Genomic DNA, 15714 nt, shown 5'->3' with positions numbered 1-15714 from the left:
GGAGCCCAGCACCGTGCCCGACGACGAGGACCCCTCCCGCATTCCGTCCGCCGAGGACCTCGCCGCGTCGCTGGCCCACCGCGTGCGGCAGGTCTTGGCCGCCGCCGAGGCCGACGCGGCGGAGATCCGCGCGGTCGCCGACACCGACGCGGAGGAGCGCGCGACGCAGATCCGCTACGCCGCCGAGCAGGACGCCGAGCGCCTCCTGCGCCGCGCCGAGCGCGAGGCCAACGACTACCTCGAGGACGCCCGCCGCCGCGTCGACGCCTTCGCCGCCGGCCGTGCCCGCCGCATCTCCGCCGTCGCCGACCGCCTGCTCGCCCACGCCGAGGCGCTCGCGGATCGCGCCGGCCGCGCCAGCCGTCTGGACCGCGGCGTCGAAGACGTCCTGGACGCCCTCGCCGCTGCCGCCGAGGCGATCGCCGCCGAAGCCGCGCGCGACCCCATCCGCCTCCCCGGCCCGCAGGAGCCGACCGCCGAGGTCACCCGCATCACGACCCGCCCGCACGCGGTCCCGGACCCGCCGCCCGAGCCGGAACCCGATCCCGAGCCAGAGCCGCCGGCCCCACCGCCCTCGCCCGTCGCCGCCGTCCCCGATCCGCCGGACCCGGACGACACGACCCGCGCGACCGTCCAGGCGATCGCCGACTCGCTCCCGCGCCGCCCCGGCACGCAGCCCAAGCCGACGGCGGTCCCCCCGCCCGAGCCGCCCGACGACGTCGCGTAGGGCGCAAGCGCCCTAGCCCACGCTGATCCCGCCGCGCCCCGCGCCCTTGGCCGTGTACAGCGCCGCGTCGGCCCGCGCGACCACCGCCGCGGCGTCCTCCCCGGCCCGCCACTCGACCAGCCCCGCGGAGGACCCGACGCCTTCCTCGCCGCCCGGGGTCACGCCCTGAAGGCGCGAGACGATCGCCTGCGCGCAGTCCAGGTCGCAGTCAGGCAGCAGCACCGCGAACTCGTCGCCACCCAACCGCGACAACAAGTCCGACCCGCGCAACACGCCGCGCCACGCGTGCGTCGCGTCCCGCAGCAGCGTGTCGCCCGCGGCATGCCCGAAGCGGTCGTTGTAGGGCTTGAAGCGATCGAGGTCGATCGCCGCCACGCACAGCGGACCGCCGTAGCGCTCGGCGCGCGCCAGCTCCACGCTCAACCGCTCATCCCACAGCCGCCGGTTCGCCAGCCCCGTCAGCGGATCGGTGCGAGCCAGCGCGCGCAACTGCTCCAACAACCGCCGCCGCTCCAGCGCCGCTCCCAGCTCGGCGGCCAACAACTCCACGGCCAGCAGCGGCCGCCCGAGCACGTCGTCGTCCGGCCAGGTGACGCGCAAGACCCCCAACTCGATCTCGCCCCGCAGCACGCGCCGCTCGACCACGCGCTCGCCGTCGTCCAAGCCACCGTCCTGCACGTACGCGACGTCCGCCGCACCCAGCACGCCGCGCGCACCATGCAGCAGCACGTCCACCGGCTCCTCGGCCACCGACGCGTCCCGTGCGAGCGCCGCCAAGGCAAGGACATCGTCTTGCTGGCGCCGCAGCGCCGCCCGCGCCTCGCGCGCCGGCGTCACGTCCACGAGCGTCGCCAGCCACCCGGCCGGCCCGCCCCAGGGATCCCGCAGCAGCACACCTGTCAGCTGCGCCCAGCGCACGCCGCCGCCCGCCCCGCCATCGCGCTCGAAGCGCACCTCGCCGCCGACGTCGTCGACCTCCGGGTCAAACAGCGCCGCCGCGTCCTGCCCGAACGCCTCCTGCCAGCCCACGCCCAGCAGCTCTCCCGGCTCGCGCCCGGTGATCTCCGACACCCAGTCGTTGGCGAACACGCACCGCCCGCCCTCGTCGATCTCGAGGATCCCGACCGGCGCCAGGTGCGTCAGCGTCCGCCAGCGGTCCTCCTTGGCGCGTAGGAGGTCCTCGTTGCGCTCCTGGGCGCGTCGGCGCTCGATCGCGAACCGGATCGCGCGGATGAACCGCCGCGGCGGAACCTCCTGTCCCTTGACCAGGTAGTCCTGCGCGCCGGCCCGGATCGCGGCCACCGCCAGCTCGTCGTCGTCGTGGCCCGAGAGCACGATCACGGGCACGCCGCCGGCCACCGCGATCACCTGCGCGACCGCCTCCAATCCGTTGGCATCAGGCAATCCGAGGTCCAACAGCACGCAGTCGGCCTCCCGCTCGCGCAGGTCGACGACGGCCGACCCCACGCGTTCGTGGTGGCGGACTTCGACACCGCCGGGAACGGCGTCGGCCAGGATCAGCTCGACGAGCCGGGCGTAGGGGATGGCGTCCTCGACGAGAACGACGGATGCGGCGGGCACGGCCATGAGACGTATCGCTAGCATCGGACGCGATGCCTGACGTGATCTCCTTTGCCCGCGGCGCTCCGTCGCTAGACATCGTCGACGTCGAGGGCCTGAAGGCTGCCGCCACGCGCGCCTTCGAGCGCGACCCCGCCGGTACGACCGCCTACGGCACCGCCGTCGGCTACGCGCCGCTGCGCGAGTGGATCGCCAACAAGCACGGCGTCGACACCTCCCAGGTGATCGTCACCAACGGCTCGATGCAGGCCGACGCGTTCCTGTTCGAGACGCTCGTCAAGCCCGGCGACGCGGTCGTCGTCGAGAAGCCGACCTATGACCGCACGCTGCTGAACCTGCGCGGCCGCGGCGCCGACCTGCGCATGGTCGAGCTGGAGACCGACGGCATCTCCACCGACCAGCTCGAGGCGCTGCTGCGCGACGAAGGCGTCCGCCCGACGCTCGCGCACATCATCCCCAACTTCCAGAACCCGGCCGGCTACACGATCTCGCAGCCCAAGCGCGAGGCCCTGCTGCGCCTGGCCGGCGAGTTCGGGTTCGTCATCTTCGAGGACGACCCCTACGTCGACATCCGCTTCAGCGGCGAGTCGCTGCCGACGATGCTGTCGCAGGACACGACCGGCAGCGTCGTCTACGCCTCGTCGTTCTCCAAGACGGTCTGTCCGGGCATCCGCGTCGGCTACCTGGTCGGCCCAGCCGAGAAGATCTCCGAGATCCAGCGCCTGGCAACCAACACCTACATCTCGCCGAACATGGTGGCGCAGTCGCTCGTCTACCAGTTCTGCGCCAGCGGAGACATCGACAAGTCGATCGCGACCGTCAAGGCCGCGCTCGCCGGCCGCGTCAAGCGCTTGACCGAGGCCCTGGCCCGCGACCTGCCCGAGGCGAAGTTCCAGGCGCCTGAGGGCGGCTACTTCATGTGGGTCGAGCTGCCCGAGGGCACCGAGATCGACCGCGTCTTCGAAGAGGCCAACGCCCGCGGCGTGCAGATCGTCAAGGGCACCGACTTCCTCCTGGAGGGCGGCGAGAACACGCTGCGCCTCGCCTACTCGGGCGTCACCGAGGACCAGATCGACGAGGGCGTCTCGCGTCTGGCCGAGGCGGTCAAGGCCGCCTCGGGCGTCACCGCCTAAGGCTTAGCGCCCGTAGCGCTGTTCGCCCAGCACCAGCTGGGCGGGCAGCGCGACCCGCGGCGGCGGCGACGGGTCGGCGACGACGCTGACCGTCTCGGCCACGGAGCGGGTGAGGCTCAGGCGCGCGCCGTCGGCCGTCTCGATCGCGACCTCGTCGCTGTCGGCGCCCGTGACGAGCGTGCCGTCCAGACCCGGGTCAAAGCCCGCGGCCTTGAGGTAGTGCAGCAGGTCCTCGGCCTCGTTCTCGAAGCGGACGATCGTGACCGTCGCGCCCTGCGCGACGTCGGCCAGCGGCACCGACGTGATCCGCGACCCGACGTCGATCGGGTGCCCGTGCGGGCAGGTCTTCGCGTCGCCGATCGCGGCGAGCATGCGCTCCTCGAGCACCGGCGACATCGCGTGCTCCAGGCGCTCGGCCTCCTCGTGGACCTCGTCCCACGGGATCCCGAGGACGTCGGTCAGGAAGCGCTCGATCAGCCGGTGACGGCGCACGATCGCCTCGGCGTGCTCGCGCCCGGAGTCGGTGAACGAGATCACCTTGTCCGTGCCACGCGTGATGTAGCCGTCGCGCTCCAAGCGCCCGACCATCTCGTGGACCGTGGGCGGCGACAGGTGCATCGCCCGCGCGATGTTCGCGCCGGTCATCGGCAACCCGGCCTCGTAGAGCCAGAAGATGGTCTCGAGGTACTCCTGCTCGGCGACGGTGGCCTTATCCGTAGACATGCTGCAGATCAGGTTACCCCGCGCGCCCGCTAAGCCCCCGGCTTGTGGCGCCGCGGGAGCGTCGTCTTGAGGTCTTCGGCCACCACTGCCATGCGCTCCTCGGCGAGCGTCATGAACTCGCGGGCGGCCGGGGAGAGCCGCGCGCCGCGACGGTTGATGAAGGCGAACGTCTCATACAGCGGCTCTGCGAACGGCACCCAGCCTAGGCGCTTGGGCAGTCGCCGGCCGAGCGAGACGAGGATGCCGCGGGCGATCAGCGTGTCGCCGAGGCCGCGGGCGGCGAGGTCGATCGCGGTCTCGACGTCCTCGACGTCGATCTGCGGCTCGATCGCCACGCCCTCGCGCTGGGCGAGCTCGAACAGCTGGCGGCGCGTCGGGTCCTCTAGCCCGTAGGAGGTGTCGGTGAGGATCAACGGCGCGCGGGCGACGTCCACGATCGTCACGGGCTTGCGGACGCGCGCGGCGATCGCGGAGACGTAGACGACCTCGTCGCGCATGATCGGCCGGACCTCCAGGCCCGCGTCGTCGATCGGCAGGACGATCAGCCCGGCCTCTAGGTCGCCGTCGCGCACGGCCTGGGCCACCTCGGAGGAGTTCTGGCCGACCATCCGGACGCGGACCTTCGGGTGGCGGCGCCGGAACGCCGCGATGATCTGCGTACCCGGGTACCAGCGTGCGGTGCCGAAGGTCCCGAAGGTCGCGATGCCGCCCTGCAGCTCGCGGCCGACGGCGACGGCCTCGCGCGCGTCGGCGACCGCCGCCAGCGCGGCCTCGGCGTGGGGGCGCAGGGCCTGGGCGGCGTCGGTCGGCTTGATCCCGCGGCCCACGCGCGCGAAGAGCGCGACGCCGAGCTCCGCCTCCAGGCGCCGGATCTGCTCGGAGAGCGACGGCTGGGCGAGGTGCAGGCGCTCGGCGGCCGCGCTGAACGAGCCGGCGTCGAGGGCGGTGAGGAAGTACTCGAGCTGCTGCAGCGTCATGAGCTTGTGACCTCAAGGCGAAGCCTATGGATGCCAGAGGCAACAAAGGATAGAGCTAAGAGCACAAGCGTCCGATACTCAGAGCATGTTCTCCCTTCTCGCAGTCTTGGGCGTGTTCGGCGTCAACGCGGGTCTGTCGGCCAAGTACGGCCGCGACTCCCGTCGTCCGAGCGACTCCCGCTCCAACTGGTAACCCCAGCCGACCCCTCTCCCCTGTAGGCCACCATGTCGCTCTCTTCGCATCACCGCGGGATGCTCTTGTGCGCCCTGTCGGCGGTCGCGTTCGGCGCCATGGCGACCTTCGCCAAGGAGGCGTACGCCGCGGGCGTGAACGTGATCACGCTCCTGACGCTGCGCTTCTGGCTTGCCGCGGCCGCGTTCATCGCGATCGCGGCCGTGCGCGGCGCACGTCTTCCGGACCGCCGCACCGTGATCAGCGGCCTCCTGCTCGGCGCGATCGGCTACGCCGCCCAGGGCGGCTTCTACTTCGGCGCGCTCACCCGCCTCGACGCCGGCCTGACCTCGCTGTTGACCTACATCTACCCGATCCTCGTGTTCGGGACGGCGCTCGCGCTGCGCCGCGAGCGCGCCACGAGCCGCCGCATCGGCGCGCTCGGCCTAGCGACCGCGGGCACGGTCCTCGTCCTCGCGGGCGGCAGCGTCGGCGCGCTGGATGGCCTCGGCGTCGGCCTGGCGCTGGCGTGCGCCGTCACCTACGCCGGCTACATCCTCGTCAGCGACCGCATGGTCGGCAACGTCGACCCGTTCGTCCTGTCCGGCCTGATCGTCACCGGCGCCGCGGTCTCGATGACCGCGGTCGGCGCCGGCAGCAGCTCGCTGTCGCTCGGCTTCGAGGCCAGCGGCTGGATCTGGATCCTCGCCCTATCGCTGGGCTCCACCGTCGCCGGGATCGTCGCGCTCCTGGCCGGCATCCGCGCCCTCGGGCCGGGGACCGCGTCGATCGTCTCGACGGTCGAGCCGGTCGTGACCGTCGGCCTCGGCATGGCGCTGTACGGCGAGGCGCTGGGCTCGACCCAGATCGCCGGCGGCGTGCTCGTGCTCGGCGCAGTTGTCGTCCTCCAGCTCCGCCCGGCGGGTAGCGTTGGCCGCGATGCCGCTGCCGATCACGCCCCCGCTGTTGCCCCAGCTCGCGCGCTCGCGCACGAGCCTGCCTGAGGGCGACGGCTGGGCCTACGAGCCGAAGTTCGACGGCTTCCGCGCCGTCGTGTTCGTCGACGGCGACGAGAAGATCATCAAGTCGCGCAACGGCAAGGACCTCGACCGCTACTTCCCGGAGGTCGTCGCGGCGCTGCCGGATGGGCGCTACGTGCTCGACGGCGAGATCGTCGCGTCGTCATTCGACACGCTCGGCCAGCGGATCCACCCGGCGAAGTCGCGGATCGAGCGGCTGAGCGTCGAGACCCCCGCCAGGCTCATCGCCTTCGACCTTCTGGCGTTGGGGGATGACGCGCTCGTGTCGCTGCCCTACCGCGAACGCCGCGCCGCGCTCGAGAAGGCCGCGCTGGCCGGCGTCGAGCTGGCGCCAGTGGTCTGGACCGCCGACGACGCCCGCGACTGGCTGGAGACCGAGGAGGGCGTGATCGCCAAGGAGGCCGACGCCCCCTACGCGCCCGGCGAGCGCACCGGCATGGTCAAGATCAAGCGCGTCCGAACCATCGACGCCGTCGTCGTCGGCTGGCGCCCGGGCAAGAAGGAAGGCACGCTCGGCGCGATCATCCTCGGCGTCTACGACGGCGACGGCGAGCTCCGCGTCGTCGGGCATTCGAGCGGCTTCAGCGCCAAGGAGAAGCGCGAGCTCCCCGACCGCCTCGCACCCTACGAGTCCGGCGAGCGCGGCGCGGGAGAACCGTCGCGCTGGGCCTCCGCCAAGGACCTCGAATGGGTCGGCCTGCGCCCCGAGCTCGTCGTCGAGATCACCTTCGACCACGTCTCCGACGGCCGCATCCGCCACGGCGCCAAGGTCCAACGCTGGCGCGACGACAAGGCGCCGAAGGAGTGCACGATCGACCAGCTCGACACCTGACCCTGCCGCGTTGCTCTGGTGGGCGCGCCGCGCGCGCGGTAGACGTCCGCCATGAGCACCTCCGCCCGCCCGCGACGCGCGCTGCCGACGCGCCTGCGCCCCGCCCTGCGCGGACGGGAAGCCGGCGTGGTCCTGCTCTCGGGGATGGCGCTGGTCGCGCTCGCGGTCACGCTCGCGCCCGGCGTGGACGTCCACAAGCTGCACCTGATCCACGGCGACGGAACGATGGTGCACGGGATCGAGGTCGAGTACCCCGGCACCCGGCTGCAGCCCCAGTACAACCCCTTCATGGCCGACCGCTTGCGGCTGCTCACGCCGCTGCTGGCGTTGGCCTACCTCACGTCCGTCGCCGCGCTGGGCGCGACGTTCGTCTCCGCGATCCGCGGCTCCGACCGGTGGCCGGTCGTCGTCCGCGCGTTGGCCGGGTTCTTGCCGGGCTTCTTGATGGTCTTGGTTCCGCTGCAGGTCCTGTTCGCCGCCGTGCCCCTCTTGACGGCGGCGTGGATCGCGCTCGTCGGGCTGCCGCTGGTCGCCGTGCTCGTCCAGCGGCGAGCAATCGTCGCGATGGCCGGCCGCCTGCGGCGAGACGAGGACGGCGCACGGCGCCAGGCGCTGCTGGTCGTCGGCGCGCTCGTCGCAATCGTCGCGCTGTGCGCCGTGCACCGCTTGCAGGGCGGCCGCTACTTCATGGTCCCCGACTCGATCAGCTTCCTCCTGGGCGCGGGCGACCAGCAGATGGGCGGCGAGTTCGGCGCCTATCTCGTGCAGTGGGCCCAGCAGTCCGACGAGTGGGTCTTCAACGCGCCGCTGCTGTTCAGCGCGCGGCTCGCCCATGACCAGCAGTTCGTGTTCTGGTGCACGCAGTTCGTGGCGCTCGCGTCGTTCACCGCGCTGATCTACGGGGTCGTGTGGAGCTTCGCCCGGCGCCGCCGCGTGCTGGCCGGCGCCCTGGCAGCGGGCCTGATCCTCGCCACGACGCCGTCGATCTACCCGTGGGACAACATCGTGATCATCGGGGGCCAGAACCCGGGCCTCTTCTTCGCCCACCCCGGGCGCCAGGTCAGTGTGCTCGCGCCCTGGATCGCGTTGCTGCTCCTGGGACATCCTTCGCGCAGAGCGGTCCTCGCGATCCTCCTGGTGGTCGCGGGCCTGGCGTTCACGACCCTCGAAGGCGCCGGCTTCGCCGCGGTCGCGCTCGTCGCCACCGGTGCGTGGCGCCTGCTCAGCGGGCGCGGTCGTGGCCTGGTGCGGACGCCCTCGACCCGCACCGCGGCCGCCGTCGGCGTGCACGTCCTGGCGGCCGTCGCGCTGGCCGCCCCGGCCATCACGTACTACGGCGTCCTCCACACCCGTCACCCCGACCGCTACGGCTGGGTGCTGGTCGGCGGCGCCGTGCTGGCCGTGCTCGGCGTGGTGCTGCTAGCGGCAACCCAGGCGACGCGGCCGGACCACGCCGCTGAGCTCCGTCCCACCAAGCGGTCCTCAGCGCTGGCCGCCGCCGTCGTCGCGGCCTTCGCGGCCGGGCTGGCCTTGTCCAACAACATGGTCAGCGGCGTCGCCAACGGCGCCGTTCGCGACGCCCTGTCCCACGTGCTGCCGGGCTACGGCGGGCCGCTCCAGGCGCGGATCCTGGAAGGCCATCCGCGGTTCCCCCAATACGCAGGCGAGGCGTGCGTCACCTCGGGCTACTGCCTCAGCTTCGGGTACTTCCTGGCGGTCTACGGCTTCACGCTGGTGCTGGCCTTCGCCGGATGGGTCGGCCTTGGCGCAATCAGCGAGGACGAGGACGTCAACCGCCGTCGGGCGGCGTGGCTGCTGACGGTCGCCGCGTTCGGGATCGCGCTGGCGATCGTCGACTTCACCGGCGCCGACTTCGACACGGCGTGGATCCTGACGCGCTTCGTCGACGTCCCGTACTTCGCGATGCTCGCGTTCGTCGCGATCGTGTTCGCCGGCGCCCGCAATCGCTTCACGGCGCTGACCGGGACGGCCGTGCTCGCCATCTGGACGATCGTGCCGTTCCTGCACTCCCACGTCCCCGAGCAGTGGGTGCGCAACGCGAGCTGGCTCGTCGCTCGCATGCATTGATCGAGCGCGCGCTAAAGTGCGTTGCATGACGCAACTTACTGTCGAAGGCTCGGTCGCGCTGGTGACCGGAGCAAACCGCGGGCTCGGGAAGGCGTTCGCGCGCGCTCTGCTCGACGCCGGCGCCGCGAAGGTCTACGCGGCCGCGCGCGACGTGTCGACGATCGACGACCCCGACGTCGTGCCGGTGGCGCTCGACGTGACCGACCACGCCCAGGTCGCCAAGCTGGCCGAGGAGCTCGGTGACGTACAGATCGTCATCAACAACGCGGGCGTCTCGAGTGGCCAGACCGCGACCAGCGGCGAGGGCCTCGACGCCTACCGCGCGGAGTTCGAGGTCAACTACTTCGGGTTGGTCGCCGTCTCCCGCGCGTTCGCGCCGGTCGTCGCCCGCAACGGCGGCGGGGCGATCGTCAACATGCTGTCGGCCCTCTCCTGGGCGACGTTCGAGCAGACCGCCAACTACTCGGCGACCAAGGCCGCGGGATGGGCCTACACCAACGGGCTGCGCCAGTCGCTGGCCGATCAGGGCACGCTCGTCGTCGCGGTCCACGCCGGCTACATCGACACCGACATGGTGGCCTCGATCGACGCGCCGAAGATCCGGCCCGAGGACGTCGCGCGCCAGGTCGTCGAAGGTCTCGACGCCGGCGCCGAGGAGGTCCTCGCCGACGACGTCAGCCGCTTCGCGAAGGCGAGCCTGGCGGGCGCCGCGGCGTAGAGTCCGCGCGGCCTTGCCGCCCGCCGCCGCCCCGTTCAACCCGCCGCCGCTCCTCGTCGCGCCCGACTCGTTCAAAGGGACGTTGCGGGCCGCGCAGGTGGCGGCGGCGATCGCGGCCGGGCTGGAGCGCGGGGGTCTCGTGCCGCCCGACGTCTGCCCGGTCGCCGACGGCGGCGAGGGCACGTTGGAGGTCTTGCTGACCGCGCTCGGTGGCGAGACGGCGGCCGCGCCCGCCACAGACGCGCTCGGCCGGCCGATCAGGGCCGCGGGCTTCGCGCTGATCGAGGGCGGCGGGACGGCGATCGTCGAGGTCGCGGAGGCCTCGGGCCTCGCCCGGATCCCCGAGGACGAACGCGACGCCTACGCCGCCACCTCGCGCGGCACCGGCGAGCTGATCGTCGCCGCGGCCGCCGGCGGCGCCGAGGTCGTGCTCGTCGCCGCGGGCGGCAGCGCCACCACCGACGGCGGCGCGGGCGCGATCGAGGCGATCGAGGAGGCCGGCGGCCTGCCAGGCACGACGCTCGTCGTGCTCTGCGACGTCCGCACGCCGTTCGAGCGTACGCCCGCCGTGTTCGCCCCGCAGAAGGGCGCCGACGCCAAGACCGTCAAGCGCCTCGCCACGCGGCTGGAGAAGCTCGCGCAGACGCTGCCCAAGGACCCCCGCGGCCAGCCGCTGACCGGCGCCGCCGGCGGGTTGGCCGGCGGGCTGTGGGCGCGCTTCGGCGCCAAGCTCGAGCCCGGCGCCGCCTTCGTCCTCTCCGCGCTCGACTTCGACCGCCGCATGCGCGCCGCCCACGCGGTGATCGTCGGCGAGGGCCGCCTCGACGCGACGACGCTCCAGGGCAAGATCGCCGGGGAGATCGCCACGCGCGCACGCCAGGCCGGCGTCCCGTGCCACGCGATCGTCGGCCAGGACGCGCTCGACCCGTTCGGCGTGCGGATCCTCGACCTCCAAGTCATCGCACAAGCCTCCACGCGCGCGGAGATCGAGCAAGCGGCGCAGGAGCTCGGCGAGCGGATCGCCGCCCGCGCCGTGTAGACCTACTTCTTCTTCTTCGGCGCCTTGATCGTGATCGAGCGCGCCTTGACCACGTCCTTGGCGCCCGCCTGCTTGATCGTCGTCGTGATCGACAGCTTCAACTTGCCCGCCTTCTTGAAGGCCTTGCGCCCGGTCGCGTTGAGCTTCAACGTCACGTCCGCGTTGCCGCCCGCCGGGACCGTGAAGCGCCGCGTCCCGACCGTCACCTTCTTGCGCTTGGGCTTCGCCTTCGCCGCCACGCGCGCCGCCTCCACGCCACCCGTCCCGTAGTAGGTCACCGCGGTCGAGATCACGATGCACGGCCCCGGCGTGGAGCAGCCGACGTTCTGCCCGGTGTCGACGGTCACGTCGCCGCCCTTGCCGACGCTCACCAGCGGCCGCCCGTCGGGCCTGAACGTCGGGATCGGCGGGACCGCGGGCGGCGCCGCGCCGGCGATCGGCGCACCCGGCGCGGTGGGCGTCGTCGGCGTCGGCGTCGGATCCGGCGCCGGCGGCTTGGGGTCCTCCGGCAGCGGCCCGCCCATCTCCGCCGCCACGTCGGCCCGGTTCCAGCTCATTTGCTTGACGGTCGTGCTCGCGCCGGAGGCCAGCGTCGGCATCGGCCCAAAGGCCACCGCCTCGGTCTGCTCGCCGCCGCTGTACATGCACCCCGAGTGGTCGTCGGGCCCCCAGATCCCAATGAAGTCGCCGCCCGCGATCGGCACCGGCCGCGTGGGCGTGAACACCAGGTCGTCGCGCCCGATCGTGGCGGGCAGCAGCTGCGTGTCGTAGGCCGTGACCGTGATGCCCGCCTCGGTCGGGTGCACGATCGCCAGCGCGATCGTCCCGCCCGGGTCGCCCGCGCCGAACTGCTGGGTCGACCACGACGTGATCGACCCACCCGACGGCGCGCGTGACGAGGGCAGCGACGGGAGCGAGACCGGCTGGTAGTAGACGTGCGGCACGCCCCACTTCGGCTGGTCGCAGCGCAGCGACGGGAACGCGGTCGGCCGCTGGGTCGTCCCCAGTGTCAACGCGCCCGCGCTCGTCGGCAGCGCCATCAGGGCGCCGAGCGCCATCGCCGTCCGGAGCATCCGTGCCATGGCGCGACCTTACCGGCGCAAGGCTGAGTGGCCCTACGCGTTTCTCCGTATTGCGCCCGAGAACTAGTCGATCGACCGGGACGGCATCGCGAACCCGCGCCCCGCCGGCTCGGCGATCAGCGCGGTCATCGACACCGAGTCCATCGGCCGCGCGAAGTGATAGCCCTGCCCCAGGCCGCAGCCCAGCTCGTGCAGGACGTCGGCCTGCGCGCCCGCCTCGATGCCCTCGGCGATGCACGCGAGCTTCAAAGACGTGGCCAACTCGACGATCGCCCGCGCCAGCGCACGGCCCTCGTCGTCGCCCGTATCGAGGCCATCAACAAACGGCTTGGCCATCTTGAGGATGTCGATCGGGAACCGCCGCAGGTAGCGCAGCGACGAGTAACCCGTCCCGAAGTCGTCGACCGCCAGACGCACGCCCAGCGCCTTCAGCGCGGTCAGCCGCGCGATCGTCGCCTCGGTGTCGTGCATCAGCACGGTCTCGGTGATCTCCAACACCAACGAGGACGCCGGCAGCCCGGTGTCGACCAGCGCCGCCGCCACGTCAGCCACGATGTTGGGGTCCTCGAGCTGGCGCCCGCTCAAGTTCACCGACATGATCCGGGGCGCCTCGCCGATGGCCATGGGGAACTCATCGAGCCACCGCGCCGCCTGACGGCACGCGGTGCGCAGGATCTGACGCCCCAGCGTGACGATCGAGCCGTTCTCCTCGGCCAAGGGGATGAACATCGGCGGCGGCACCAGCCCGCGCGTGGGGTGGTTCCAGCGCGCCAGCGCCTCGAAGCCGGCCAGCGTCTGGCCGTCGAGCGCAATCACCGGCTGGTAGTGCACGTCGATCTCGTCGCGCTCGATCGCCCGCAGCAGCTCGCCTTCGAGCTCCAGCCGCTCGACGACCTCGGCCTGCATCGACTCCTCGAACACCCGCGCGCGGCCCTTGCCCTCGGCCTTGGCGCGGTACATCGCGACGTCGGCCTGGCGCAGCAGCTCGGAAGCACCCGCGCGACCGACCGAGATGCCGACCGACGCCTTCACGAACACCTCGCGCCCCTGGACGACCACCGGGGCCGACAACGCCGCCCCGATCCGGTCGGCGACCAGCACCGCCTCTTCAGGCCCGCTCAAGTCCTCCAACAAGACCGCGAACTCGTCGCCGCCCAACCGCGCCGCGGTGTCGCTCGACCGCAGCGAGTCGTCGATGCGCCGCGCCACCGCGACCAGCAGCTCGTCGCCCGCCGCGTGGCCGAGCGAGTCGTTGACGGTCTTGAAGCGATCCAGGTCCAGGAAGATCACGCCGCACTCGGTGCCGCGCCGCCGCCCCTGCGACAGCGCGTGCTGGATGCGGTCGGTGAACAGCGCCCGGTTCGGCAGCCCGGTCAACGCATCATGCAGCGCCTGGTGCAACATGGTGTCCACGCGCCGCGCGTCGGTAAGCGCCAGCGACGCGTGCTCGGCAAAGGACGACAACATGTCCTGCTCGGCCCGCGAGAAGACGCGCCCCGGCCGGTAGGACGACAAGATCAAGGAGCCGATCGCGCGCCCGTCCTCGTGGACCGGCGCGGCCATCGCGGCCGACATCCCGGACGCCACGAAGGCATCCAAAGCATCCGGGGCCGAGCCGTAGTCCTCAGCGACGATCAATCGCCCCTCGGACACTGCGCGCCCAGCAACCCCTACACCAACAGGACGCCGCCGCATGCCGCGGTCGACCAGCCCGTCCGGGTACCCGCGCGAGGCGGCGACGATCAGCCAGTCCGGGTCCTCCTCGTCGCGCAGCAGCAGCGCCGGGGCGTCGTCGCCCAGCAGCTCGCCCGCCGCGCCGACGATCGTCTCCAGCACGCCCTGCAACGGCTCGCGCCGGGAGATCGCGCGCTGGATCCGCGCCATCGCCTCCAACACGCGCTGGCGCTTGCGCAGCGTCTCCAGCAGCCGGACGTTCTCAGCAGCAGCCAGGTCGGCGCGCGTGCGCAGCGCCCGCTCGCCCGCGATCGTCTCCAGCAGCCGGATCGTCAGCCCCAGCCCGCGCGCCATCGCGCGCAGCAGCGTGCGCTCCTCGCCGGTGAACGGCGCCCCGGCGCGCGCCAGGATCAGTCGCGGCGCGCTGCGATCGTCGCCGAGCGGGACGCTCACCGCAGGACAGGAGCCCGACCCGGGCACCACAAGGACATCAACATCGCCCGCGGCGACCGCCACCAACTGCCGCTCGGGCACGTCGAAGCGCGGCCAGCCGACCGACGCGACGATCGTGCCGCGCACGTCCAGCAGCGCGGCGCACTCGGCCTCGAGCGCCTCGGCGGCGCGCTCGACGCCCTCGCGGGCGGCGTCACGCTCGTCGGCGCAGTCCGACACCGCGCCGAGGAACTCGGCGAGCTGCTGCGGGCCCCAGCTGGCGGCGGCGTCGATCATGCGAGCGCGAGCACGACGAGCGTCTGCTGGTGGAAGCCGGCGGTCCCGCGCGTGCGCGCGATCTCGCCGAAGGTGTACAAGCCGGTCAGCGCCGCAGAGCCCGCGTGCTGCGCCAGGCGGGCGACCTCGCCGCGCGCGCCGTCCTCACCGAGGAACAGCAGCCGGGCGTTGCAGTCAAAGGCGACCAGCGCCAGGGGCGCGTCGTCGCCGAGCGCGTCGAGCGCCTCGCGACAGGCCGCGTCGGTCGCGGCGGTCACGCCGTCGGCGTCGGACTCCATCAGCCAGACGAGCGCGCCCGCGGGCACGACGCCGGCCAAGGACCCGTCCGCGGCGCCATCGTCATCGACCCAGCGCGCGTGCGCCTCGCCGACGCGGCGCTGCATGCCGAGCGGGTGGGTGAGCGTGGTCTCGGTCGGCACGGGCAGCGCGGGGTCGGCGCCGATCCGCTCGCGGTAGACCTCCGCCGCGGGGCGGCCGTCGAGCTCCACGATCCGCCCGGGCGCGACGCGGGTGACGAGCATCGGCTCGCCGCTCGGGCGCCAGCCGTGGCGGACGCCGACGCCGATCGGCGCGTCGCTGCCGATGGCCACGCCGATCACCGACGCGTCGAGGACGGCGTTCCCGTACAACAAGGCGGCGCGGCCGCGGGACGCGCGATGGCCGCCCAGGCCGCCGACGAGCGGGACGCCGGCGCCGGCGACCGAGTAGGCGCCGCGGACGATCTCGGGCTGGATCTCGTTCGGGCCGTCGGAGAGCAGCAGCAGGACGCGGTGGGGCGCGTCGGCGACGTCGCCGACGCAGGCCGCCGCGCGGGCGCCCGCGTCACGCGGGTCGGCCTCGGAGCTGACGGCGGTCGCCGAGAACGAGAAGCCCTCGCCGCCGAGCGCCAGGACCTGCACGGTGCCTTGCGCCGGTCCGTCGGCATCGAGCTCGCCGGCGGTGGTGCAGCCGATCACGGGGATGTTGGCGCCGTCGATCACCGAGGCGATCCCGGCCGCGACGGCGTCCAGCGAGAAGTCGGAGGAGGCGAAGACGAGCAAGAGGCCGACGTCGTCGTGCGCGGCCAGCGCGGCGCTCGCGGCTTCACGCCCCGCAGATGCTGCATCCGTATGAGCAGAGCGACCGACGACTGCCGAGCGGCAGCGGCGGGCGCGCTCAAGCCCTGCCTCGGCGCGCTCCATAGCCAAGGTCATCGGCCG

Annotated in this window: 13 protein-coding genes; 7 read left to right on the top strand and 6 right to left on the bottom strand. The window is 72.9% G+C overall.

The window, feature by feature from the left end; all coding sequences use genetic code 11:
• The first annotated feature begins 13 nt into the window (after positions 1-13).
• Positions 14-727 carry a hypothetical protein gene (locus tag ACT01A_RS17595; RefSeq protein WP_445148389.1) on the top strand — a complete coding sequence of 238 codons (714 nt, stop codon included), beginning with the start codon at positions 14-16 and terminating at the stop codon, positions 725-727.
• 12 nt (positions 728-739) lie between these two features.
• Here the strand turns inward: ACT01A_RS17595 and ACT01A_RS17590 are convergent, their stop codons facing one another.
• Positions 740-2308, bottom strand: a complete 1569-nt coding sequence (locus tag ACT01A_RS17590) for a diguanylate cyclase domain-containing protein (RefSeq protein WP_445148388.1) — start codon at positions 2306-2308, stop codon at positions 740-742.
• Positions 2309-2340: 32 nt separating this feature from the next.
• Here ACT01A_RS17590 and ACT01A_RS17585 point away from each other — a divergent pair, with 32 nt between their 5' ends.
• Positions 2341-3441, top strand: coding sequence for an aminotransferase-like domain-containing protein (locus ACT01A_RS17585; protein ID WP_445148387.1), 1101 nt, complete (start codon positions 2341-2343; stop codon positions 3439-3441).
• A 3-nt stretch (positions 3442-3444) separates the two neighbouring features.
• Here ACT01A_RS17585 and ACT01A_RS17580 read toward each other — a convergent pair whose 3' ends face one another.
• Positions 3445-4164 carry a metal-dependent transcriptional regulator gene (locus tag ACT01A_RS17580; RefSeq protein ID WP_445148386.1) on the bottom strand — a complete coding sequence of 240 codons (720 nt, stop codon included), beginning with the start codon at positions 4162-4164 and terminating at the stop codon, positions 3445-3447.
• Positions 4165-4193: 29 nt separating this feature from the next.
• A complete protein-coding gene (locus tag ACT01A_RS17575) occupies positions 4194-5141 on the bottom strand; it encodes a LysR family transcriptional regulator (protein WP_445148385.1) in 948 nt (315 codons plus the stop codon).
• A 252-nt stretch (positions 5142-5393) separates the two neighbouring features.
• Here ACT01A_RS17575 and ACT01A_RS17570 point away from each other — a divergent pair, with 252 nt between their 5' ends.
• Genes ACT01A_RS17570 through ACT01A_RS17550 form a run of 5 tightly spaced genes read left to right on the top strand, consistent with a single transcriptional unit; the run spans position 5394 to position 11030 of the window.
• Positions 5394-6317: a DMT family transporter gene (locus ACT01A_RS17570; RefSeq protein WP_445148384.1), complete on the top strand. Its 924-nt coding sequence runs from the start codon at positions 5394-5396 to the stop codon at positions 6315-6317.
• Positions 6253-7185 (top strand): ATP-dependent DNA ligase, encoded by a 933-nt coding sequence (locus ACT01A_RS17565; RefSeq protein ID WP_445148383.1) that lies wholly within the window; start codon positions 6253-6255, stop codon positions 7183-7185. The genes ACT01A_RS17570 and ACT01A_RS17565 overlap by 65 nt, the downstream gene beginning before the upstream one ends.
• A gap of 51 nt (positions 7186-7236) precedes the next feature.
• Positions 7237-9273, top strand: a complete 2037-nt coding sequence (locus ACT01A_RS17560; protein ID WP_445148382.1) for a hypothetical protein — start codon at positions 7237-7239, stop codon at positions 9271-9273.
• 25 nt (positions 9274-9298) lie between these two features.
• Positions 9299-9991 carry an SDR family oxidoreductase gene (locus ACT01A_RS17555; protein ID WP_445148381.1) on the top strand — a complete coding sequence of 231 codons (693 nt, stop codon included), beginning with the start codon at positions 9299-9301 and terminating at the stop codon, positions 9989-9991.
• A gap of 13 nt (positions 9992-10004) precedes the next feature.
• Positions 10005-11030, top strand: coding sequence for a glycerate kinase family protein (locus tag ACT01A_RS17550; RefSeq protein ID WP_445148380.1), 1026 nt, complete (start codon positions 10005-10007; stop codon positions 11028-11030).
• Positions 11031-11032: 2 nt separating this feature from the next.
• Here ACT01A_RS17550 and ACT01A_RS17545 read toward each other — a convergent pair whose 3' ends face one another.
• The 3 genes from ACT01A_RS17545 to ACT01A_RS17535 form a co-directional block, all read right to left on the bottom strand.
• Complete coding sequence (locus ACT01A_RS17545; protein WP_445148379.1) at positions 11033-12112, bottom strand: hypothetical protein; 1080 nt, start codon at positions 12110-12112, stop codon at positions 11033-11035.
• A gap of 63 nt (positions 12113-12175) precedes the next feature.
• The gene (locus ACT01A_RS17540) at positions 12176-14515 is read right to left on the bottom strand and encodes a putative bifunctional diguanylate cyclase/phosphodiesterase (RefSeq protein ID WP_445148378.1); all 2340 of its coding nucleotides are present in this window, start codon (positions 14513-14515) and stop codon (positions 12176-12178) included.
• Positions 14512-15708 carry an FIST signal transduction protein gene (locus tag ACT01A_RS17535; protein WP_445148377.1) on the bottom strand — a complete coding sequence of 399 codons (1197 nt, stop codon included), beginning with the start codon at positions 15706-15708 and terminating at the stop codon, positions 14512-14514. The genes ACT01A_RS17540 and ACT01A_RS17535 overlap by 4 nt, the downstream gene beginning before the upstream one ends.
• Positions 15709-15714: the final 6 nt, after the last annotated feature.

Source organism: Baekduia sp. Peel2402 (assembly GCF_052567285.1).
This window is presented reverse-complemented; position numbering and strand designations above follow the sequence as displayed.

Coding starts and splice junctions, on each gene's coding strand:
- ACT01A_RS17540 (WP_445148378.1), bottom strand. CDS start 14,515: ATGATCGACGCCGCCGCCAGCTGGGGCCCGCAGCAGCTCGCCGAGTTC.
- ACT01A_RS17575 (WP_445148385.1), bottom strand. CDS start 5,141: ATGACGCTGCAGCAGCTCGAGTACTTCCTCACCGCCCTCGACGCCGGC.
- ACT01A_RS17570 (WP_445148384.1), top strand. CDS start 5,394: ATGCTCTTGTGCGCCCTGTCGGCGGTCGCGTTCGGCGCCATGGCGACC.
- ACT01A_RS17565 (WP_445148383.1), top strand. CDS start 6,253: ATGCCGCTGCCGATCACGCCCCCGCTGTTGCCCCAGCTCGCGCGCTCG.
- ACT01A_RS17545 (WP_445148379.1), bottom strand. CDS start 12,112: ATGGCACGGATGCTCCGGACGGCGATGGCGCTCGGCGCCCTGATGGCG.
- ACT01A_RS17585 (WP_445148387.1), top strand. CDS start 2,341: ATGCCTGACGTGATCTCCTTTGCCCGCGGCGCTCCGTCGCTAGACATC.
- ACT01A_RS17560 (WP_445148382.1), top strand. CDS start 7,237: ATGAGCACCTCCGCCCGCCCGCGACGCGCGCTGCCGACGCGCCTGCGC.
- ACT01A_RS17555 (WP_445148381.1), top strand. CDS start 9,299: ATGACGCAACTTACTGTCGAAGGCTCGGTCGCGCTGGTGACCGGAGCA.
- ACT01A_RS17580 (WP_445148386.1), bottom strand. CDS start 4,164: ATGTCTACGGATAAGGCCACCGTCGCCGAGCAGGAGTACCTCGAGACC.
- ACT01A_RS17535 (WP_445148377.1), bottom strand. CDS start 15,708: ATGACCTTGGCTATGGAGCGCGCCGAGGCAGGGCTTGAGCGCGCCCGC.